The sequence below is a fragment of the Nocardioides exalbidus genome, assembly GCF_900105585.1.
Taxonomy (GTDB): domain Bacteria; phylum Actinomycetota; class Actinomycetes; order Propionibacteriales; family Nocardioidaceae; genus Nocardioides; species Nocardioides exalbidus.
On sequence record NZ_FNRT01000002.1, the window covers coordinates 3,234,690 to 3,255,052 of the forward strand.

Annotated in this window: 21 protein-coding genes; 10 read left to right on the plus strand and 11 right to left on the minus strand. The window is 71.6% G+C overall.

Going from position 1 to position 20,363, the window contains the following annotated elements:
• Positions 1–111 precede the first annotated feature (111 nt).
• Both BLV76_RS15915 and BLV76_RS15920 read right to left on the minus strand, forming a co-directional pair.
• Positions 112–1,383, minus strand: a complete 1,272-nt coding sequence (locus BLV76_RS15915; protein WP_090970154.1) for an endonuclease/exonuclease/phosphatase family protein — start codon at positions 1,381–1,383, stop codon at positions 112–114.
• 53 nt (positions 1,384–1,436) lie between these two features.
• A complete protein-coding gene (locus tag BLV76_RS15920; protein WP_090970156.1) occupies positions 1,437–3,719 on the minus strand; it encodes an esterase-like activity of phytase family protein in 2,283 nt (760 codons plus the stop codon).
• Positions 3,720–3,876: 157 nt separating this feature from the next.
• Here BLV76_RS15920 and BLV76_RS15925 point away from each other — a divergent pair, with 157 nt between their 5' ends.
• Positions 3,877–4,455 carry a GrpB family protein gene (locus tag BLV76_RS15925; protein ID WP_090970158.1) on the plus strand — a complete coding sequence of 193 codons (579 nt, stop codon included), beginning with the start codon at positions 3,877–3,879 and terminating at the stop codon, positions 4,453–4,455.
• Between the two features lie 18 nt (positions 4,456–4,473).
• Here BLV76_RS15925 and BLV76_RS15930 read toward each other — a convergent pair whose 3' ends face one another.
• Positions 4,474–4,884, minus strand: coding sequence for an NUDIX domain-containing protein (locus tag BLV76_RS15930; protein ID WP_090970160.1), 411 nt, complete (start codon positions 4,882–4,884; stop codon positions 4,474–4,476).
• A 122-nt stretch (positions 4,885–5,006) separates the two neighbouring features.
• Between BLV76_RS15930 and BLV76_RS15935 the strand changes: the two genes are divergently transcribed.
• The gene (locus BLV76_RS15935) at positions 5,007–6,077 is read left to right on the plus strand and encodes a hypothetical protein (RefSeq protein WP_090970161.1); all 1,071 of its coding nucleotides are present in this window, start codon (positions 5,007–5,009) and stop codon (positions 6,075–6,077) included.
• 260 nt (positions 6,078–6,337) lie between these two features.
• Here the strand turns inward: BLV76_RS15935 and BLV76_RS22210 are convergent, their stop codons facing one another.
• A complete protein-coding gene (locus BLV76_RS22210; RefSeq protein ID WP_139306598.1) occupies positions 6,338–7,732 on the minus strand; it encodes an HNH endonuclease signature motif containing protein in 1,395 nt (464 codons plus the stop codon).
• A 228-nt stretch (positions 7,733–7,960) separates the two neighbouring features.
• Between BLV76_RS22210 and BLV76_RS15945 the strand changes: the two genes are divergently transcribed.
• The gene (locus tag BLV76_RS15945; RefSeq protein ID WP_139306599.1) at positions 7,961–8,575 is read left to right on the plus strand and encodes a YczE/YyaS/YitT family protein; all 615 of its coding nucleotides are present in this window, start codon (positions 7,961–7,963) and stop codon (positions 8,573–8,575) included.
• A 10-nt stretch (positions 8,576–8,585) separates the two neighbouring features.
• Positions 8,586–9,257 (plus strand): GOLPH3/VPS74 family protein, encoded by a 672-nt coding sequence (locus BLV76_RS15950; RefSeq protein ID WP_090970165.1) that lies wholly within the window; start codon positions 8,586–8,588, stop codon positions 9,255–9,257.
• Positions 9,258–9,352: 95 nt separating this feature from the next.
• Here BLV76_RS15950 and BLV76_RS15955 read toward each other — a convergent pair whose 3' ends face one another.
• Positions 9,353–9,793 carry an Hsp20/alpha crystallin family protein gene (locus BLV76_RS15955; RefSeq protein WP_090970166.1) on the minus strand — a complete coding sequence of 147 codons (441 nt, stop codon included), beginning with the start codon at positions 9,791–9,793 and terminating at the stop codon, positions 9,353–9,355.
• 138 nt (positions 9,794–9,931) lie between these two features.
• On the opposite strand from BLV76_RS15955, the gene BLV76_RS15960 reads away from it, so the two are divergent.
• Positions 9,932–10,210: a MerR family transcriptional regulator gene (locus tag BLV76_RS15960; RefSeq protein WP_090970168.1), complete on the plus strand. Its 279-nt coding sequence runs from the start codon at positions 9,932–9,934 to the stop codon at positions 10,208–10,210.
• On the opposite strand, the gene BLV76_RS15965 is transcribed toward BLV76_RS15960, so the two are convergent.
• Entirely contained in the window at positions 10,202–11,209 is a 1,008-nt protein-coding gene (locus BLV76_RS15965) for a 5'-3' exonuclease (RefSeq protein WP_090972815.1), read from the minus strand. The two genes, BLV76_RS15960 and BLV76_RS15965, sit on opposite strands and share 9 nt — an antisense overlap.
• Positions 11,210–11,278: 69 nt before the next feature.
• Between BLV76_RS15965 and BLV76_RS15970 the strand changes: the two genes are divergently transcribed.
• On the plus strand, positions 11,279–11,602 hold the full coding sequence (locus BLV76_RS15970; RefSeq protein ID WP_090970169.1) for a putative quinol monooxygenase: 324 nt from the start codon (positions 11,279–11,281) through the stop codon (positions 11,600–11,602).
• 3 nt (positions 11,603–11,605) lie between these two features.
• On the opposite strand, the gene BLV76_RS15975 is transcribed toward BLV76_RS15970, so the two are convergent.
• The 5 genes from BLV76_RS15975 to BLV76_RS15995 form a co-directional block, all read right to left on the minus strand.
• A complete protein-coding gene (locus BLV76_RS15975; protein ID WP_090970171.1) occupies positions 11,606–12,439 on the minus strand; it encodes a VOC family protein in 834 nt (277 codons plus the stop codon).
• A gap of 54 nt (positions 12,440–12,493) precedes the next feature.
• Positions 12,494–13,471, minus strand: a complete 978-nt coding sequence (locus BLV76_RS15980) for a zinc-binding dehydrogenase (RefSeq protein ID WP_090970173.1) — start codon at positions 13,469–13,471, stop codon at positions 12,494–12,496.
• A 21-nt stretch (positions 13,472–13,492) separates the two neighbouring features.
• Positions 13,493–14,224: a GAF and ANTAR domain-containing protein gene (locus BLV76_RS15985; protein WP_175539701.1), complete on the minus strand. Its 732-nt coding sequence runs from the start codon at positions 14,222–14,224 to the stop codon at positions 13,493–13,495.
• 52 nt (positions 14,225–14,276) lie between these two features.
• Positions 14,277–14,969 (minus strand): GAF and ANTAR domain-containing protein, encoded by a 693-nt coding sequence (locus BLV76_RS15990; protein ID WP_090970175.1) that lies wholly within the window; start codon positions 14,967–14,969, stop codon positions 14,277–14,279.
• Positions 14,970–15,056: 87 nt separating this feature from the next.
• A complete protein-coding gene (locus tag BLV76_RS15995) occupies positions 15,057–15,827 on the minus strand; it encodes a sigma-70 family RNA polymerase sigma factor (RefSeq protein ID WP_090970177.1) in 771 nt (256 codons plus the stop codon).
• A gap of 248 nt (positions 15,828–16,075) precedes the next feature.
• On the opposite strand from BLV76_RS15995, the gene BLV76_RS16000 reads away from it, so the two are divergent.
• Genes BLV76_RS16000 through BLV76_RS22875 form a run of 4 tightly spaced genes read left to right on the plus strand, consistent with a single transcriptional unit; the run spans position 16,076 to position 20,314 of the window.
• Positions 16,076–17,134, plus strand: a complete 1,059-nt coding sequence (locus tag BLV76_RS16000) for a glycosyltransferase (protein ID WP_245734704.1) — start codon at positions 16,076–16,078, stop codon at positions 17,132–17,134.
• The gene (locus BLV76_RS16005; RefSeq protein WP_090970182.1) at positions 17,131–18,135 is read left to right on the plus strand and encodes a glycosyltransferase family 28 protein; all 1,005 of its coding nucleotides are present in this window, start codon (positions 17,131–17,133) and stop codon (positions 18,133–18,135) included. Before BLV76_RS16000 ends, BLV76_RS16005 begins: the two co-directional genes overlap by 4 nt.
• Entirely contained in the window at positions 18,132–18,962 is an 831-nt protein-coding gene (locus BLV76_RS16010) for a glycosyltransferase family 2 protein (protein WP_217630363.1), read from the plus strand. The genes BLV76_RS16005 and BLV76_RS16010 overlap by 4 nt, the downstream gene beginning before the upstream one ends.
• Positions 18,959–20,314: a DUF3253 domain-containing protein gene (locus BLV76_RS22875; protein ID WP_217630364.1), complete on the plus strand. Its 1,356-nt coding sequence runs from the start codon at positions 18,959–18,961 to the stop codon at positions 20,312–20,314. Before BLV76_RS16010 ends, BLV76_RS22875 begins: the two co-directional genes overlap by 4 nt.
• Positions 20,315–20,363 lie beyond the last annotated feature (49 nt).

Genomic DNA, 20,363 nt, shown 5'->3' on the forward strand with positions numbered 1-20,363 from the left:
TCGAGACGGGATGTGACCCCCCGACACTCGTGAACCGCCGGCTCGCGCCGGAAGCGCGACGATGGACGGCCGGTGAACACCGGCCGTCCATCTCCCGAAGTCGCTGCGGGATCAGCGCCGGTGTGGGTGCCCGTGGGACCGCGACAGCTGCACGTCGATCCAGACGAGCCGGTGGTCGCTCGCCGGGAACGGGTAGGTCCCGACGAGGCGGAACAGCGGGTCGGTCGACTCGGGCCAGAAGACGCCCGCGTCGGTGATGCGGGTCGCGCGGTCCGGGAGCACGTAGTCGGCCCGGATGTTGCCCGGCGGCTCGGCGAAGTCCGCCGTGTCGAGCGCCGGGTCGCCGAGGTGGGTCAGGTTGACCCCGCCGTCGCGCTCGCTCGCCTCGACCGCGCCGTCGCTCGTGGGCGTGACGCGGGTGTTGATCGCCGGGTTGTCGAGCAGCTGCTGGGCGGACCCGGCCAGCGAGTCGCCGTCGAGCGGGTCGGAGTTCTGGTCGCCGGCGATCACGAACGAGCTGCCCCGGCGCAGGCCGCCGCGCTCGCCCTCGTCGTCGTACAGGTAGTCGGCGCGGTCGCGCACGTAGTCCGCCCACAGCCGGATCTCGTCGCGGTTGCGCAGCCCGTTGCGGTCCTCGGGACCGTCGAACACCGGCGGCGTCGGGTGCGAGACCAGGAAGTGCACGGTCTCGCGGCCGATGCGGATCGGCACGTCCCAGTGCGACTTCGACGACAGGCGTACGACGTCGAGCTCGGCGGGGGAGTACCAGTCCGCAGGGGCGGGCGTGGCCGGGTCGTCGGGCAGCTTCGCACCCGGCATGTCCTTCCAGAGGAAGTTCTGGAAGGTCCGGACCTCGTCGGTGTCGATCGGGAACTTCGAGTAGACGACCATGCCGTACTGGCCGGGGAACTCGCCGAAGCCGAAGGCGTCGTTGCCACCGCCGACGGAGCCGTTGTTGTCGAGGTCGAACCCGCTCGGCACACCGGTGTTGACCGGCGCGACGTAGTAGTACGGGTAGTCGACCGGGGCCGCGCCGTTGTGGCCGACCTCGAGGTAGTTCTCGCGGAACAGCTCGGCCGCCTCGCCGTCGGCGACGTAGTCGAACTCGTTGACCAGCAGCACGTCCGGGTCGGTGCGCTGGATGGTCTCCGCGACCGCAGCGGCCTGGGCGTTGCCGGGCGTCGACAGGTCGCTCACCAGGGCGCCTGCCGTCGCGCGGTTGAGGGAGGCGTTGAAGGTCGAGAAGCGGACGTCGCCCTTCGGGCCGTGCCCGCCGCCGTGCCCGCCGCCGTGTCCGTGGCCGCCGCCGGCCGCGGCGGGGGAGACGAGGGCGAGCGTGGCGACCGCGGCCACCGCCAGCGATCGAGTGGGTCGAGATGTCATGGCAGATGCCTTCCGAGAGATCCGAGAGTGGAGCGGTGCCAACCTACGACGGCTCAGCCGCGCCACCCGTCGGCGACCTGGGCGCCGATGTCGGGGTTGTCGGTGAAGAAGTCGTCCATGCCGGCCGCGAGGAAGGTGCGGATCTCGCCGGCGAGGTCGCCGACACCGGCCGGGTCGGCGGAGGAACGGAGCTCGAGCGGGAGGAACGAGTTCTCGCGGCGGAAGGTCCAGCCGGTGACCGTGAGCCCGGCCCTGTGGGCGTTGCGGATCGCGTCCGTCGGCTCGGCGAGGCTGCCGTCCGGGTTGCGGGGGATCATCCGGTCCTTGCAGAGCCCCGCGCTGTCGGCGTACCTCGCGACGTCGCGCATGCCCTTCCGGGTCACCAGGTCGGCGTACGTCACGCCGGTGCCGGCCTTGACCTGGTCGTAGGGTGCGCCGGAGCAGTCGACGAGCTGGACCAGGTCGAAGCGGGTCATCCGCGAGAGGCGCTGCAGGTTGCCGACCTCGAAGCTCTGGATCACGACGGGCGTGTCACCGGGGCGTACGCCGTTGCGGGCGAAGGCGTCGAGCAGCGGCTGCTCCGCGGGCAGGCCGGCGTCGGCGAGGTAGGTGCTGTGCTTGATCTCGGGGATCACGCCGATCGGCTCGCCGTCGCAGGTCTCGGTACGGCGCGCGAAGGCGAGGACCTCGTCGATGGTCGGGACCTGGTAGAGGCCGTCGTAGGTCCTGCTCTCCGCGCGCTGGAGCGGGAGCCGCTCGATCGCGCGGAGCGTCTTGAGCTCGGCGAGGGTGAAGTCCTCGACGAACCAGCCGGTGACCGCGCGGCCGTCGACCTGCTTGGTGGTCCTGCGGCCGGCGAACTCGGGGCGCGAGGCGACGTCCGTGGTGCCGCCGATCTCCGGCTCGTGGCGGTCGACGAGCACGCCGTCCCGGGTCATCACCAGGTCGGGCTCGACGAAGTCCGCGCACTGGCGGGCGGCGAGCTCGTAGGCGGCGATGGTGTGCTCGGGGCGGTAGCCGGAGGCGCCGCGGTGGGCGAAGACGGTCGGGCCGCCGGTCCGTACGCGCTCACGGCGCATCTCGACGTGGATGATCTCGATGTCGTCGGGCTCGCCGTCGACGCGGGCGTCGTCACCGGGGAAGTTGTTGTCGTTGGTGAAGACGAAGCTGCCGTCGCGGAGCTGGACGACCGTCTCGTCGGAGACGAAGGGGAACGAGAAGGGGTCACCGGTGCCGTAGCCACCGCCCTCGCCGATGCTGTCGGGGTTGGCGATCTCCAGCAGGTCGAGGACGGGCTCGGCGACGAGGTGCCCGCCGGGCTCGGTCTTGCGGAGGTCGACCTCCACGATGCGCTTCGTGACGGCCTGGGTGCCACCGAAGTTGTCGCGCTCGAGGACGAGCATCTCGTCGCGGCCGGTCATGAAGGCGTCACCGACGAGGTTCGCGGCCTCGACCGTGCGGTAGGCCCACTTCCTGCCGGTGTAGCGCATGGTCCGGGTGTCGAGCTGGTGGATCCAGCGCACGCGCTGGTCGGCCTCCGCGACGAGCGCGCCCTCGAGGACCGGGTAGGCGTAGCGGGAGCCGTCGTACGCCGTCGCCTCGAAGCCCTTGCTGGCCGGGAGGGTCGGCTGGGCGCTGCCGAGGAAGGGGTTCTGGGGTGACTGGACGCCGGGGAGCGGCACGGGCGCGCTGAGCAGGACGCCGTCTGTGTCGAAGTGGAGGAGGAACGGGCCGAACTCCTCACCGACCAGGAAGCTGCCGTCGCGCAGCCGGACGACCGACTCGATGTCGAAGTCGGCGCCGGTCAGCAGCCGCTCGTCCGTGGTCTCGTTGACGATCGGGAAGCCGGCCCGGTGGTCGGGGTCGCTGAACGAGATGAACTCGGGCAGGTCGACCGAGCCGTCCCCGCCGTCCTCACCCTCGAAGTCGGGCTCGACGAGATACATCCGCAGCAGGAAGTCGGCCGAGTTGGTCTTGGCGCCGAAGCCGTTGTCAGGCATCGCCCAGAACGTGCCGTCGCCGTTGTCGAGCATCGCGGAGAAGCCGGGGATGACCTGGCCCGGGAACGGGCCCTGACGTCCGTTGGCCGGCGTCATCTGCGCGCCGGACGGCGGGCCCTCGGCGAGGTGGTCGGCGTCGATCGTGGCCCGGCCGACCAGGGTCGGGGTGTCGACCCAGCGGGTCGTCCCTCCGTGGTGGCCGCCGCCGTGGTGGTGGTCGTCGTGACCGCCTCGGCCGGAGGCGCTGCCGGGGGCGGCGACGAGGAGCGAGGTGGCGAGGGCGGCGACGGTGGCGAGCGAGAGGGCGGTGGCCGTACGTCGAGCGGGCAGGCGCATGGGGGTGGTCCTTCGGGTCCGAGTTCCGTGGGAGGCGGCTCCACTCTGGTACGCCGCCGCCGGGACATGAGCGGCCTGCAGGTGCACATCGGGTGAACTGCTCCGCACGACCCGTGGACGCACGGATGCGACGAGGAGCAGTGGGAGGATCGGCAGCGTGTCCGTTGAGAGGAAGCCCCGCCGGCCCGACGTCACCACGGCCGAGATCGTCGGCGGAGTGGTGAAGCGCGAGCTGTTCCTGACCGACCACGACCCTCGGTGGGCCGAGGCCTACGCCGAGCACGAGCGCCGCATCCGCGCGGCGCTGGGACCAGCCGCGGTCCAGGTCGAGCACATCGGATCGACCTCGGTGCCGGGGCTCGCGGCCAAGCCGATCATCGACGTCCTGGTCACCGTCGCCGACATCACTGCCGAGGAGGACTACCTCGACCAGCTGGTCGCCGCCGGCTACGACCTGCGGGTCCGCGAGCCGGGCCATCGCCTGGTGCGCACGCCCGAGCTCGATGCCCACATCCACGTGATGGAGGTCGGCGACCCGCTCGCCGAGGACTACCTGCTGTTCCGCGACCGCCTGCGGACCGACGACGCCGACCGCGCGCTGTACGAGCGCACGAAACGCGCGCTCCTCGAGCAGGACTGGGCCGACATGAACGCCTACGCCGATGCGAAGACCGAGGTCGTCACCGCGATCAAGGAACGGGCCCGGGCGGCCGTGAGCGAGGCTGCGGGCCGCTGATCCAGGGCTCGCAGGGCGTCAGCCGATCTCAGCCTCCACCGCGCGCACGAGGTCGCGGATGGACTCAGGCTGCAGGCTCCCGTCGTCCAGTGAGTCCATCGACAGCCACTGTGGCGCATAGTCGTTCGTCGTGGTCCGGGTCGATGCTTCTGGACCCCCGAGGGTCATGGGGCCCGGTTCGACGGCGACCAGGAAGTAGTGGGCGCGTCGGTCGTGGTGCTCGATCGTCCACAGGGGTCGGCTCACCGTCCCCATGAGACCGGTCTCCTCGGCGAGCTCGCGCAGCACGGCGACCTCCGGTGGTTCGCCCGGCTCCACTCCTCCGCCGGGCAGCACGCAGTAGGCCCGTCCTTCCTTCTGGCGCGCGATGACGAGCACCTGGCCGTCGTGCAGGGCGACGGCGACCGCCCGGTCCGGCGCGTGGCTCATGTCCTCAACGTAGGTCGAGGCCCGCCCTTTGGCGCCGCTACCTCATGGCCAAGGCCACCAACGAACGTCAGGCGACCACGGCATGATTGCTCTCCACGACAGGTAGACAGCCCGGGGGGACCGTGACCGACCAATCCCAACCGATCGACTTCGAGAAGATGATGTGCGAGCTCGAGCGTTCGGGGCGCGAGCGACGTCAGATCGAGGCGCAGCGGCCGAGCGCCGAGGCGATAGGCACACTCTTGGCTGAGGTCATCCCGATCTCACGGGAACTGTTCGACGCGTACCGACGACTGCGCTTCCTCAGCGATGGCTTGGACCCCGATAAGGAGTACGGCATCCGAGCCGCACCTACGTCACTCGCGGAAGCCGACCGCGAGTGGTTGGGGCAGCACATGTCGTTCGATGTCCCGCTCGATTCGCTGGGCCAGCCTGTCAACTATCGAGCGCACCAGCTCGTTGACCCCGTCCAGTGCAGCCTCGACTTCGTGCAAAGGTTCGTGCGCGCGACGATGGACCACCTCGAATCGCTTGCTCATCTCGTCCGGGACGACGTCGGGTTCCGGTCAACGGCTGTCCTCAGCCGGGCTGCCCTCGAGGCAGCTGCTGCTGCCTGCTGGCTCATGGCACCTGAGGCGCCATCCGCCGAGCGCGTGCGGAGGTTGTGGAACCTTCAGCTCGAGCTCCTCACGGAAGACGTCCGGCGCAAACCACAAGACTCAGATGACGCCCGCGTTCAGCGTGACGAGATTTTGACTGCGGCCGAAGGCGCCGGCTTCCAGGTCCGTCGCGTCAGGCTCACCGAGCGGATGCGTATGCCGAAGGTCCTAGCCGAGGACGGTGAGGCCCGGACCAACACCTCCGACATCATCGAAGCCGTCCTCACGGTCGACCTCGGCAGGTCTATGTGGCACGGCTTGTCGGACGTCGCGCACTCGAAGACGTCAGGCCTGATGTACCTGGACGAGTTCTCCTCACGTGACCGCCAGATCCCAGCCATGAGGACCGAGTCCATTGCCTTCCACGCGATGCCCGCTCTGCTTGCCTTCACTGCCTTAGGCGATCACCTAGAGCAGTACCTCGGATGGGACGACCTGTCCTGGTCAGAGGTCCTCGAGAAGGTCCTGGCACTGTGGCACGCCGCCCACGGCGGCTCTGACGACGTCATCCGCAAACGTCTCGGCCTGTCGTGATGCCGCGCCCGCGCTCGGGCGCGGCGACATGACCACCATGAGGTCATCTGTGGCTCACCTCTCCTGCAGCGTGCATCGTGACCCAGAGTGCACCGCTGGCAGCGTCGCGACGGCGGGCCGTCGTATATCACCAGACGCATAGGGGAGGGGGTGCCCCCTAGCCGTCGCGACCCCTTCGGGACGGAATGGGAGGGGTCACAAGTCACCAAGACGTGCCTGTGGCCCCGCCGTGGTGGTGACCGGCGGGGTGTGGGGCGGGGTCATGGTCGTGCGGGCTCGATCCGGATGGTGCCTGATCGGTCTCGTCTGAACTGGTGGCCGTGGGGTGAGGTCCACTCGTAGACGCCGGGCTGGGTCATGGTGTAGCGCCAGGTGGTGAAGGTCTTGAGCCGGTGGTGGGAGCGGCAGAGGCAGGCGAGGTTGTCGGAGCGTGTGGGCCCGGGTTGTGGCCGGCCCTCGGCTTCGGCGTCGTGGTCGAAGGCGACGACGTGGTCGATGTCGCAGCGCCGGGCTGGTCGGGTGCAGTGCGGGAAGACGCAGGTGCGGTCGCGCAGGATGACCTGTTCACGGATGCTGGCGGGGATCTCGTAGCCGGGTGCGGTGAGGTTGTGGTTGAGGTCGATGACCGGCTTGATGGTCACTTTCGTCCGCGAGTCGGCGCACCACGCCTGGAGCTGTTCGAGGAGCAGGAGCTTCTGTCGGTTCTCCATCCGCCCGGTGGGACCGAACACCGTCGTCTCTCCGACCAGGTCTGCGTCGAAGTGGGCGTGGAGCACGACCTCGCGGGCTGCCGGAAGGCTGGGGAGTTCCTGGTCGGCTGCTCGATCACCCGGGGTGGTCTGGGTGGCGAGGTCGAGGGCGGTCTGCGTCCTTGCGAGGTTGCCGAGGGCCTTGGCGCGGCGGACGTCGAGGGTCTCGGTGGAGCCGAGTGCTTTCTGTGTTGCGGCGTCGTGCGCGAGGGCGTGGTCGAGGTCGAGGCCGTCGGCGAGGTCGAGGTCGGCCTCGACGTGGACGGTCCCGGCGAAGTGCACGTCCTGATCCAGGACGGTGACGTGCCTCGGGTCGACATGGAGATACCCGTCCTCCGGATCCGCAGCCGGGTCAGGTGCAGCGAGCTGGAACCTCGTGATGGTCTCGGCCACGAGCCGGTCGAGCTGCGCGACACCGACCTTGCCGGCGACGGCGGCGACCTGGTCGTCGACCCAGCTCGCGGCCTCACGGGTGAGGGCGGGCACGGCGTGGATGGTGGCTTCGGCGACCGACCGTGCGCGCCATGCGGGCACCGTGCCGGCGTGGACCTGGTGCCAGAGTCGGGGGAGGCGGTGGCGCAGCTCGAGGGCGTGGCCGATGAGCTTCTTCGCCGCGGTGGTGGAGATGCCGAGGACGGCGCCGAGCTCGGCGACACAGAACTCGTCGACGGGTGGGCACCCCTCGCCCGCGATGGGCTCCTCATGCTCGCTGCCGGGTGTGGTGAACGCAGCTGCGAGGTGGATCGACTCGGGTGGGTGCAGGTCAGCCCAGCGTGCGGCGAGGTCCAGCAGGTCGGCGGCTGCCTGGTCCTCGGCGGCCTTGCGGGACCGAGCGAGAGCGAGCAGGGCCGAGGCGCCGAGGTCGTCAACCCCTGCCTCGGGAACCACCGCAACCACTTCGCTCATGTGTTCGATTGTAGGCGACGGGTCTGACAGTGACGATGGTCGGCGGTGCGAGGTTTGGTCAAGGGATGGTCTGGTCTCGTGACGGGCGCGGGGCGCCCTCCTCGACCAACGGGGTAGCTGGTGGCCTTGGTTTCGACACGGGCGCCAGGGCGCCCTGTTCAACCAGCGACAGGGCGCCCCGCTCAACCAGCGGCGGCCGAGTGATCGGCGGGCTGAGAAACTGTGCCCGTGATCCCCAGTCCCCGCCCTCTCGTCATGCTCGTCGTGGGATGCCTCGTGCTCGGGACGGGCGTGGCGCTGCTGCTGGCGGCGGACCTGGGGTCGGACGGGTACTCGACCTTCATCAACGGGCTCAGCCTGACCACGGGAGCGGCGTTCTGGGTCGTCAACCTGCTCGTGGGCGTCGTGCTCGTGGCGCTGGCGGCGTTGCGCAAGGTCTACCCGGGCATCGGGACGGTCGTGCAGATGGTGCTGGTGGGCGTGACCGTGTCGGCGGTGCTCGGGGTGATCGAGACGCCGGGCGAGCTGGTCTGGCGGGTGGCGCTGCTGGTCGCTGCGTTCCCGGTGCTGGCGGCAGGCATCGCGCTCTACCTCGGCAGCCACACCGGTGCCGGCCCGACGGAGGCGGCGGCGCTCGCGTGGGACCCGCCGGTGCCGTTCAAGTGGTCCTACAGCGTGGTCCAGGGCGGGGGAGCGCTCGCGGGCTGGCTCCTCGGCGCCACCATCGGGGTCGGCACGGTCGCGGTGATCTTCCTCCTCGGTCCTGCGGTGGACCTGGCGGCCCGGGCGATGAGGGTGGATCTCCGTCAGTCGGGGGATCCGTCGACGCCCGATCGTGCCTAGGCTCGGACGCATGTTGATCTCGGAGTCACTCTTCCTGCTCCTGCGTCGCGACGACGGCAAGGCCGAGAGCGCGTTCGCCGCGAGCACGTACGGCCTCGCTGCCGCTGCCATCACCGACCTGGTGCTCGTCCAGCGCGTGACGCTCAGCGACGACAAGGACCCGCGGATGACCGTCCTCGACACCGGCCCGACCGGTCATCCCGCCCTGGACGCGTCGCTGGCCAGGCTGCAGGAGAAGGACGGCAAGAAGCTGTCCTCCCTCGTCACCGACGGCAAGGTCGCGGTCGAGGAGCACGTCGCCGCGGCCCTCGCCGGGCAGGGCGTGATCCGCATCGAGGAGAAGCGCGCACTCGGCCTCGTGCCCGCGAAGTACCCGGTGATCAACCCCGAGCCGGAGCGCCGCGTCCGCGATCAGCTGCGGACCGTGCTGCTGGGAGGCACGCCGGAGCCCGCCGACGCGACGTTGCTGGCGGTCCTCCAGGGCCTCGGCATGGCGGAGAAGGTGCTCGCCGACGAGAAGGGCACGCTCTCGAAGAAGGAGCTCAAGGCCCGCATCGAGCAGGTGTCCGAGGAGGTCGTGGCCGGTGATGCGGTCGCCCAGGCCGTCGCCCAGGCGATCGCCGCGATGAACGTCGCGGTCATGACCGCAGTCATCGTGCCGGTGATCACCAGCGGCTCGTAGCCGCGCCGACGTCGGGCGTGGGTGGTCGTGCCGTGGTGGTCGCAGCACGCTGCGCAAGGGCTGCGACCACCACGGCACGGGATGGAAGGACCGGCCTACGACGAGGCGCTCAGCTCGGCGCGCTCGCGCGCGCTGTCGGACTCGCGGCCGATCTGGATCTTGCGGGGCTTCGCGCGCTCGGCGACCGGCACCACCAGCCTCAGCACGCCGTCGGTGTAGGAGGCCTCGATGTGATCGAGGTCGAGGTTGTCACCGAGGACCAGCTGCCGGCTGAAGGCACCCCGCGGCCGCTCGGCGGCCAGTGCCTCCCAGTCGCCGTTGCGGGCCACCCGCTCGGCGCGGACCGTCAGCACGTTGCGCTCGACGTCGAGGTCGATGCTCTCCGCGCTGACCCCGGGCAGGTCGAACTCGATGACGAAGCGGTCGCCCTCGCGCCACGCGTCCATCGGCATCACCGCGGGACGGTTGGTCGTGCCCATGAGCTGCTGGGTGAGGCGGTCGAGGTCACGGAACGGGTCGGTGTTTCGAAGCAACATGTCTCCTCCTGGATCTGCCGGGTGAGTCCCGCGAGGACTCATGACCTGTATTGCTGGTTACAGGTTTTGTATAGTCAACATCAACGGCAGGATCAAGCCACCAGGCCAAGAATTTTCTGAGGACGCGACGGAGGACCCATGACCGCGAGCGACAAGGGCGTCTACGCCATCTCGGTCGCGGCGGAGATGGTGGCGATGGAGATCCAGAACCTCCGCGTCTACGAGCGACGCGGACTGCTCTCCCCGGACCGGACGTCCGGAGGCTCGCGGCTCTACAGCGCAGATGACGTCGATCGGCTCGTGCGCATCCGTACGCTGCTCGCCGACGGCCTGAACCTGGCGGGCATCGCCCGCGTGCTCGACCTCGAGGAGGAGGTCGAGCGGCTGCGGGCGCGGCTCGGCGACACCTCAGCCTGAAGCGGGCCTGCTCGTCAGCACGCGCACCGCGAAGTCGGTGGTGAAGTCGTTGTCGAGGAAGCCCACCACCCGACTGACCCGGTCGAAGTCGAGGGGCAGCAGCCCGCGTGAGCCGGGGACGTCCGGGGTGAGCCCGAGGTCGAGGTCGTCCTTGCCCGACATCATCTCGACGTTGAAGTCGTAGCGCTGGCGCGCGCCCTCGGCCTGGAGTCGTCGTACGACGGTCGCACCGATGCGACGCCCGCCGGTCTCGGCCGACCAGTCGTCGAGCGCGGCGAGGAGGTTGCGGCCGTCCTCGTGGTCGATGTCGGCCCACGCGGCGTCCATCGAGCCGGCGACGTCGAGCAGGATCGCTGCGGTCTTCTCGCCGATGCCCTGCACGCCGGGGAGGTTGTCGCTCGTGTCCCCGCGCAGCGCGGCGAAGGCAAGGTAGTTGGCGGCGCGGACGCCGTACATGTTGAACAGCCGCGCCGGGTTGAGCATCGGCGAGCCGTGGATGCCGCCGTCGATCAGCCGCAGCACCTGCGTGTGGGGGCTGATGTGGGCGAAGGCGTCGCGGTCGGAGGTGATGATCACGCAGTCCCAGCCGTTGGCCTCCGCCCAGGTCGCGCCGGACGCGTTGACGTCGTCGGCCTCGAGCCCGGGAGGCGTCACCGTCGCCAGCCCCAGCGCGTCGAGCAGCGCGCCGGCGCGGTCGAGCTGGTCGACGAGCTCGGGGTCCTTCTCCGCGCGCCCGGCCTTGTAGTCGGGGTAGGCGTCGCGGCGTACGGACCCGGTGCGGTCGTCCAGCCCGAACACCACCGCGTCGGGGGCGATCGTGTCGATCGACTCGAGGATCTGGCGCAGCATCCCCTGCAGCGCCCAGATCGGCCGGCCCTGCCGATCCGTCAACCGGGTGTGTGCGCGCGCGTGGTGGTTGCGGTGCAGCAGCGAGGGGGCGTCGACGACGAGCAGCAGCCGCCGGGCGCGGCCGGCGGTGGGGGACGGGTTCTGGGTCATGGCGATCGTCGCCACTGTAGGTGCCGCTCCTTAGGGTTGATCCGCACGCCACTTCGAAGGAGACACGTCTTGATCTTCATCACCGCCAAGTTCCCTGTGTTGCCGGAGCACGCCGAGGCGTGGCCGGAGATCTCACGGGCCTTCACCGAGGCCACCCGCGCCGAGGAGGGCTGCCTGTGGTTCGACTGGTCGCGCAGCCTCGACGACCCGAACGAGTACGTCCTCGTCGAGGCGTTCCGCGACGGTGACGCCGGCGGCGCGCACGTCAGCAGCGACCACTTCAAGGCCGCGCAGGCCGAGCTCCCGCACTACCTCGCGGCAACCCCGAAGATCGTCAGCCAGAGCGTCGACCAGGACGACTGGAACGAGCTCGGCGAGATGCAGGTCGACTGACCCCTACCCCTCCTGGGGCGTGAACTGGCTCGCCGTGAACGTCGCTCCCTGAGGGTCACGGACCACGGCGGTCCGGGTCCACTCGGAGTCCGCGGTCGACACCACGACGCCGCCCAGCCGCTCGGCGGCGGCGGCCGTGTCGTCGCGGTCGGCGACGGTGAAGGTGACGTGCCACGCCGCCTCCGTGGCCGGGGTGGACGTGTCGATCCACGCCACCGCGTCGGCGAACCCCTCCGGAGCGGAGACCCCGGCCTGGCGCTCGTGGATGCCGGGGTCGACGGTCGCGGCGAGGTGGTCGCCGTAGCCGGAGCGTCGTACGAGCACCGAGAAGCCCATGTCGTCGAGCTCCCACCCGAGCACGTCGGCGTAGAAGTCGCGCACGGTGTCGACGTCGGCGCCGCGGAGGTCGCTGAAGTTCCACGCGCCCGGCACGTTGGCCACCTGGACGCCGAGGCGTCGGCCCGCCTGCCAGAGCCGGAAAAGCGCGCCGGCCGGGTCCTCGACGACGGCCATGTGGCCGGCCGGGCCCACCTCCGCGGCGGGTACGACGACCCTGCCGCCGGCCGCGGCCACGCGCGCGGCGGCGGCCCCGGCGTCGTCGACGGCGACGTAGGTCGTCCAGCCGCCGGGGCTCGGCGGGAGGTCGGGATCGGGCTCCGCCAGACCGGCGACGTCCTGGCCGTCGAGGCGGGCGATGACGTACTGCCCGCCGCCGACGGGCTCGAGCTGCCAGCCGAACAGGCCGCCGTAGAACTCCTGCGTGGCGGCGAGGTCAGGCTGCTCGAGGTCGATCCACGACGGAACGCCTTCCGGAAAGGTCCGCTGCTGTGTGTCCATGCCATCCATGGTGGACCGGAAACAGGTCAGCGGGTGTCCTGAAGCGGTCGCGGGTCAGGGGCGCAGCAGGATCTTGCCGCGGCGCCCCGGCTGGGCGCTGGCGCGGGCGGCGTCGGCGATCTCCTCGAGCGGGAAGACCTTCTCGACGGGGAGGGTCAGCGTGCCGGCGGAGATGCCGGCGACGAGCTCGCCCATCAGCTCGGCGCGCTTCTCGCCTGACATCGCCGGGAAGATCTTGCTCGCCCAGAAGCCCTTGATGACGACCTGCTTGAAGATCACGTCGCCCGACGCGATCTCGAGGGTCGGGGAGGCCATGGCGCCGAAGACGACGAGCACGCCGTCCTCGGCCAGCAGCGAGACGACGTCACCGGCAGCACTGCCGCCGACCGAGTCGACGCCGGCGACGATCGGGGCGTCGCCGACGATCTCCTTCACCCGGTCGCGCCACCCGTCGTCGTCGGTCGCGACGACGTCGTCGATGCCCTGCTCGCGCAGCTCGTCGACCCCGGCCGCGCGCCGGACCAGGCCGAGCACGCGGACGCCGCGGGCCTTCGCCAGCTGCGCCACCATCCGGCCGACCGCGCCGTTGGCGGTGTTCTGCACGATCCAGTCGCCCTCGGTGACCTCGAGGAAGTCGAGCAGCGCGATCGCGCTGAACGGCATCGACACCAGCTGCGAGGCGGCCTCGTCGCCCATCTCCTCGGGGATCGGGATGAGCGCCTTAGCGGTCGCGACGACGTACTCCGCCCAGGCGCCGAAGGCACCGCCGACGGCGACGCGGGTGCCGACCTCGGGACCCTCGGCTCCCTCGCCGAGGGCCTCGACGATCCCGACCATCTCGGTGCCGGCACGGGCGGGCATCTCGGGCTTGAAGCCGTAGCTGCCGCGCACCGTCCACAGGTCGTGGTTGTGGATGGGGGAGAGGAGGACCCGGACGAGCGCCTGGCCGGGCCCGGGCTCGGGCGTCGGCACCTCCTCGACGGAGAGGACCTCGGACGGGTCGCCGAACTGGGGCTGGACGAGTGCGCGCATGCCGCCAGTGAAGCAGGTGCCTCAGGTGTCGCGGCGACCAGGCGCCGACGGGCGCCGGTCGATGCCGGCGAGGACGTCCTCCGCGACCTCGGCCAGGCGTCGTCGGGTGGACCGCGCCTCCGCCCGCATGAGCTCGAACGCCTCCTCCGGGGCGATGCCCTGCTGCTGGGCGATCGCCCCCTTCGCCTGCTCGATGACGACGCGACTGTTGAGCGCGCCCTGGAGCTGCTCGGTGAGCATCTCGGCACGGAGGATGCTCCGCTCCTGCAGGATGGCGATCGTCGCGACGTCCGCCAGCGCCTGGACGACCCGGACGTCGTCGTCGGCGAAGCGCGACTCGGCGCGACTGAAGAGGTTCAGCGCACCGATCGTCTGCTCGCGCAGGCGGAGGGGGAACGCGTGCACCGACCGCAGGCCACCGGCGACCGCGGCCGGCGCGAAGCGTGGCCATCTCTCACCCGCGTCGTCCAGCTCCGCGTTCACCACGGGTCGCCCGGTGGTGAAGCAGTCCAGGCAGGGACCCTCGGAGTTCTGGAGCTGGAAGAGCTCGAGCATCTTGCCGGTGTGGTTGGAGGCGGCCATGAACCGCAGGACCCGGTTGTGGTCGGCCAGGAGCAGTCCGACGGCATCTGCGCCACTGACGTCGGCCGCGTGGTCGGTGAGGGTGTGGAGGAAGTCGACCAGGTCGAAGTCGTCGACCAGCGTGTCGGCGACCTCGACGAAGAGCGCCGAGAGCTGCGCGGTGGAGATCATCGGGTCCCTCCGATCACCAGGGTGGACGCACGTCTGTGCACGGACGACACGATCAAGAGCCTGGCCTTTCGTCGGTGAGGGTCAAGCGGCCGTCGACGATGTCGAGCGACACCTCGTGGAGGCTGCGGTCCGTCTCGTACGCGTGTGCCCGCATCCGGGCGAGTGCCGTCGCCAGGTCGGTCCGGAGGGCGACCATCACCATGCCCTGCGCCTGGAAGATCTCCACGCGCAGGGCCATCGCCTGGTCGAGGGCGTCGGCCAGTCCGCCGTCGGGCCCGCTCGCGGTGCTGAGCAGGATGATCCGGGTGGTGAGCTCGGCCATGGCCAGGCAGCGGGCGGTCCGTCGAGGGTCGAGTGTCTGCCGGTCGCGGCCGTACATCGTGAGGGCGCCGAACCGGGCCGCACCCATCTGGAGCGGGAACGCGAACACCGAGCGCAGGCCCGTCGCGGCGAGGGCGGGCGCGAACGCCACCCACGCGGGGTCGTGGTCGAGGTCGCCGTGCAGGACCGGCCGACCGAGGCGGACGGCGTCGCGTGAGGGTCCTTCGCCGAGGGAGTACTCGAGCTCGGCGGCGTCCGCTCCCGCCTGGCCCGAGGCAGCCGCCAGCGTCTCGCTCTCGCTCCCGGACCGGAGCAGCACCACGGCGCTCGTCATGCCCAGCCCGGCCTGGGTGGCCACGCACACCCGCTGGAGGCGCACCACCACGTCCTCGGGGTCGGTGGCGTCGTCGTGCAGCGACTCCACGAGACGCCGGCACCACTCGAGCGCCGAGGCGTCCGCGCCGTCGTCCGGGCGATCAACGATGGCCGGACCTCGCCCGGCGAGCCACGCTCACGCGGCCTCCTCCTCGCACGAGCCGGCGGTGCCGGCCACGGCTTCGCGCAGGCGGGTGAGCGCATCCCGGACCAGGCGGGACACCTGGGACTGGCTCAGGCCGAGCTCGTCACCGATCTCCCGCTGCGTCCTCTCCTCGACGAAGCTGAGGTGCAGGAGCCGTCGGTCGGACGGCGCCAGGCCGGCCAGGGCCGGGCCGAGGACGACCCGCGCCTCCGCGATCTCGTAGTCCGTCGCCGAGCGCAGGTCCTTGAGGGTGTCGGCGAGCGCGAGGTCGGTGGTTCCCGTCACCGGCCGGTCCAGGGAGGACGGCGAGAAGCAGCCGTTCGCCTCGAGCGCCTGGCGTACGAGCTCCACCGGGACGTCGAGCCGGTCGGCGAGCTCGCGGTCGGTCGGCGGTCGACCCGTCGCCGGCTCGGGTCGGCCCCGCTCGCGCTCGACGAGCACCCTGAGCTCCTGGACCGGCCGGGGAGGACGGACCATCCACCCGAGGTCACGGAAGTGTCGCTTGGTCTCACCCGTGATGCACGGCACCGCGTAGGTGAGGAAGTCGTGTCCAGCAGAGGGATCGAAGCGCTGCGCCGCCTTGACGAGGGCGACGTACGCCGTCTGCTCGAGGTCCTCGAGGTCGCACCCGCGACCGGCGAACTTGCGCGCGATGCGGCGGGCGACCGGCAGGTTGACGAGGATCATCTCGCGCACCGCCTCCTCGCGCGCGGCGGCGGGGTCGAGGCTGGGCGACGTGCTGGTCCTGGTGCTGTGATCCATGGAGAGCTCCGAGGTCGCTGGGATGCGCCATCGAAGTCCTGGATGGTCGGGCACCGTCGATGCCCTGCTCCCACAGGCTAGCCGCGGCGCGACCACCTGCCCACACCCCCAGAGGGGTTCCCGGCCCGCGGGTCGCGCGCGCCGGAGTGGGTACCCCACGGGTCGCACCGCCCGTCCGACCGTCCCCGGCCCCTGTGGAGTCCCCCCATGTCCAGCCTCGAGCACCCCTGGTGACCGGGAGGTTGCGCGTGTGCCTGATCGCGTCCAGCCGCTTCCCGATCCGCGAGCCCTTCGCCGGCGGACTCGAGGCGCACACGTCCACGCTCGCGACCGAGCTGCACCGGCGCGGGCACCAGGTGTCGGTGTTCGCGGCTCCCGGGTCGCACCTCGCCTGCCCGGTCGAGCTCCTCGACGTGCCGCCCTTCCGGGCGAGCCGCGCGGCGAGGGCCGACGTCGGCGCGCCCCCCGACGTGTGGATGCAGGAGCACCACGCCTACCTGACGCTGATGATGCGACTGGTGCGCAGCGGTCGCCACGAGTTCGACGTCGTGCTCAACAACAGCCTCCACCACCTGCCGGTCGTGATGGCGCTTGCCGTCGAGGTGCCGATGGTGACGATCCTGCACACTCCTCCCGTCCCGTGGCTGGAGTCGGCGATCGAGATCGCCGGCCCGGGCAGCACCTTCGTCACCGTCAGCGCGGCGATGGGGCGGGCATGGGCCCACGCGACGACGTCCCACACCATCCTGAACGGGGTGGACCCGGCGCGGTGGACCCCCGGTCCCGGCGGTCGCGACGCGGTCTGGTCCGGTCGCATCGCGCCGGAGAAGGCGCCCCACGAGGCGATCGACGCCGCGCGGCGAAGCGGCCGCGCGATCGTGCTCGCCGGTCCGATCATGGACGAGGACTACTTCGAGAAGGAGGTCCGGCAACGGCTCGGACCCCAGGTGCGCTACGCCGGGCACCTCGGCCAGGAGGCGCTCTGCCGGCTGGTGGGCTCCTCGGAGGTCGCGCTCGTGACGCCCACGTGGGACGAGCCGTTCGGCCTCGTGGCCGCCGAGGCGATGTCGTGCGGGACGCCGGTGGCGGGCTACGCGCGAGGTGGGCTGGTCGAGATCGTGACGCCCGAGTCGGGACGGCTCGCGACCTCACCTGACGTGGCTGCGCTCACGGAGGCCGTCGACGCCGCGGCGCGGCTCGACCGACGCGCGGTCCACGCGCACGCCACGGCGGCGTACGGCCTGGCGCGGATGGTCGACGACTACGAAGCACTGTTCGGGTCCCTGCTCCTGGAGGAGGCCGCATGATCGGCTACTACGTCCACCACGTCGGCACCGGACACCTCAACCGCGCGCGGGCGGTCGCAGCCCACCTGCCGGTGACGGGCCTGTCCTCGCTCCCGGTGCCCGACGACTGGCCCGGTGACTGGGCGGTCCTGGACCGCGACGACCGCGGCGACGTCGCGACCGACGAGACGGCCGGCGGCGCCCTGCACTGGGCACCCCTCGGCGACGACGGCCTGCGCAGCCGCATGGCGGCGATCTCCTCGTGGATCTCGCGGGCGCGGCCGGCCGCGCTGGTCAGCGACGTCTCGGCGGAGGTCGCCCTCCTCGCCCGTCTGCACGGGGTACCCGTCGTGTCGGTCGTGATGCCCGGCGACCGGGGCGACCGTGCGCACCGGGCCGGGTACGCCGCCAGCAGCGCGTTGGTGGCCGCGTGGCCGCCCGAGGCAGATGGCATGGTGCGCGGCCTCACCCCCACGGACCGCGGTCGCCTGCACCAGGTGGGCGGGATGTCGCGTGTGCCGCTGGGCCTGCAGGGTCCCCTTCCCCTGCCGGGCGCGGACGGGCGCCGCTCCGCGCTCCTGGTCTCGGGTCGCGGTGGCGGCCACCCCTCCCGTGAGCAGGTCGAGCGGATCGTCGCCGACAGCCCGGGCTGGTCCTGGCGGGTGCTGGGTGGCTCGGGCGAGTGGAGCGACGACCCGGGGGCCGCCATGCGTGACGCCGACGTCGTCGTGCTGCAGGCCGGTCAGGGGGCGATCGCCGACGTCGCGTCCGCCCGTCGCCCGGCGGTGGTGGTGCCCGCACGGCGACCGTTCGACGAGCAGGTGGCGACCGGTGCGGTGCTCGAGGGCGAGAGCTGGCCCTGCCGGGTGCTGTCGCGCCTCCCCGTGACGGGGTGGTCCGAGCTCCTGGACGACGCCGCCTCGCTCGACGGGCGGCTGTGGCACCTGTGGAGCGACGGACGCGCCGCCGACCGCTTCGTCGCCGTCGTCGAGGGCGTCGCACTGGCCCGGCGCACGTCGTGAGGATCCGCACCGCAGTGGTCACCATCGCCCACGGACGTCACGAGCACCTGCATCGGCAGCGTGAGTCCCTCCTGGCGAGCTCCCTGCGTCCCGACCTCCACGTGGTGGTCGCGATGTCCGACCCGGTTCTGGAGTCGTGGCGCCCGGAGGGGCCGATCCCCACGCGCGTGGTCCGCGCCCCTGGCGACGAGCGCGGACTGCCCCTGGCCGCCGCCCGCAACATCGGCGCCGCAGTCGCGGCTGGAGCGGGCGCGACGGTGGTCGTCGGCCTGGACGTCGACTGCCTCGTCGGCGCGGACCTCGTGGCGGCGTACCGCGACGCCGTCCGCTCGGAGCCGACGGTCCTCTGGTCGGGACCCGTGACCTACCTGCCGGCCTCGGCGCGCGGGGTCGATCCGTCGATGCTCCCCGGGCTCGACGCCCCGCACCCGGCTCGACCCGCGCCCGCCCCCGGCCAGCGGTGGACGGGAGGCGATCCGGAGCTGTTCTGGTCGCTGTCCTACGCCGTGCACTCCCGGACGTGGGCCGCGGTCGGCGGCTACTGCGAGGAGTACGCCGGCTACGGGGGAGAGGACACCGACCTCGGCCGGACGTGGGCGGCCTCCGGGCGACCCCTGGGCTGGGTCGGCGGGGCACGTGCCTACCACCAGCACCACGACTCCGAGAGCCCTCCGGTGCGACACCTCGACGACATCCTGCGCAACGGCGCGACCTACGCGCGACGCTGGGGGAGCTGGCCGATGACCGGCTGGCTGGCGTCCTTCGAGGAGCAGGGGCTCGTCGTGCGTCTCCCCGACGGCGGCTGGGCACGCCGGAGGCCGGCGTGATCCCGCGGTCGGCAGGCGACGACGCCGTGGTCGTCGCGTCCGTGCCCGCGCGGCACGTGTACGTCCGCCACCTCGCCGCGCCCGTCGAGACCCGCGTCCGACGCCTGCCCGACCCCGATCCCGCCGACCCGAGCCGGAGCACCAGCGGCCCGTGGTGGCCACCGGTGATGCTCGACCCGGCGTGGATCGAGGGCGCCGACTTCGACGTCTTCCACCTCCAGTTCGGCTTCGACGCCTGGTCGCCCGAGGGGTTGCGCACCGTGGTGGACGCCCTGCGCAGGAAGGGCACGCCCTTCGTGTACACGGTCCACGACCTGCGCAACCCGCACCACGAGGACCGCACCCTGCACGACGCGCAGCTCGACGTGCTGGTCCCGGCGGCCGACGCCCTCATCACCCTCACCCGCGGCGCCGCCGCGGAGATCCACCGGCGCTGGGGGCGCACCGCGCACGTCGTGCCGCACCCCCACGTCGTGGACCTCCGCACGATGCAGAGCGTCCGCGACGCCCCTGCCCGCCGCGCGCCCGGCCCGCGGATCGGCCTGCACGTCAAGAGCCTGCGGGCGAGCATGAACCCGCTCATCTTGCTGTCCACCCTCCTGGCATTCGTCGCCGCGACCCCGGGGGCCGTGCTGCAGGTCAACGGACACCGGGACGTGCTCGAGCCGGACGGTGCGCGCTACGACGAGCCGCTGGCCCGGCAGCTGCGGCTGGCCGCTGCGCGCGGGTTGGTCGACCTGCGGGTGCACGACTTCATGAGCGACGACGACCTCTACGCCTACCTCGCCTCGCTCGACGTGTCGGTCCTGCCCTACCGCTTCGGCACGCACTCGGGGTGGCTCGAGGCCTGTCGCGACGTCGGCACCACCGTCGTGGCACCCGACTGCGGCTACTACGCCGACCAGGGCGCGGTGTTCGGCTTCCACAACGAGGGGCTCGACGCGGACGGCTCCTCGCTCCGGGACGCCCTGGAGGACGCCGTGGCGCACCCCGGCTGGGGTGCTGTCACGGTGGAGGAGCGGCGCGACCAGCGCGCCGACGTCGCCGACTTCCACGCGGAGCTCTACACCTCGCTCGTCAGACCGGGGCACACTCGACCCGTGACCGACGTCGACGACCGCCTCGAGGCGACGATCCTCGACCTGCTCGCCCAGCGTGCCCCGACGGCGACGATCTGCCCGTCCGACGCCGCCCGGGCGGTGGGCTCGTCCGAGGACTGGCGGGAGCTGATGGAGCCGGCGCGGCAGGCCGCGGCACGGCTCGTCGACCGCGGCGAGGTCGAGATCACCCAGGGCGGCCGGGTGGTCGACCTCGCCACGGCGAAGGGTCCGATCAGGATCAGGCTCAGGTGAGCAGAGCGCCGGTGGCGTGTCCCGGATCACACACCGGCAGAATTGGTTG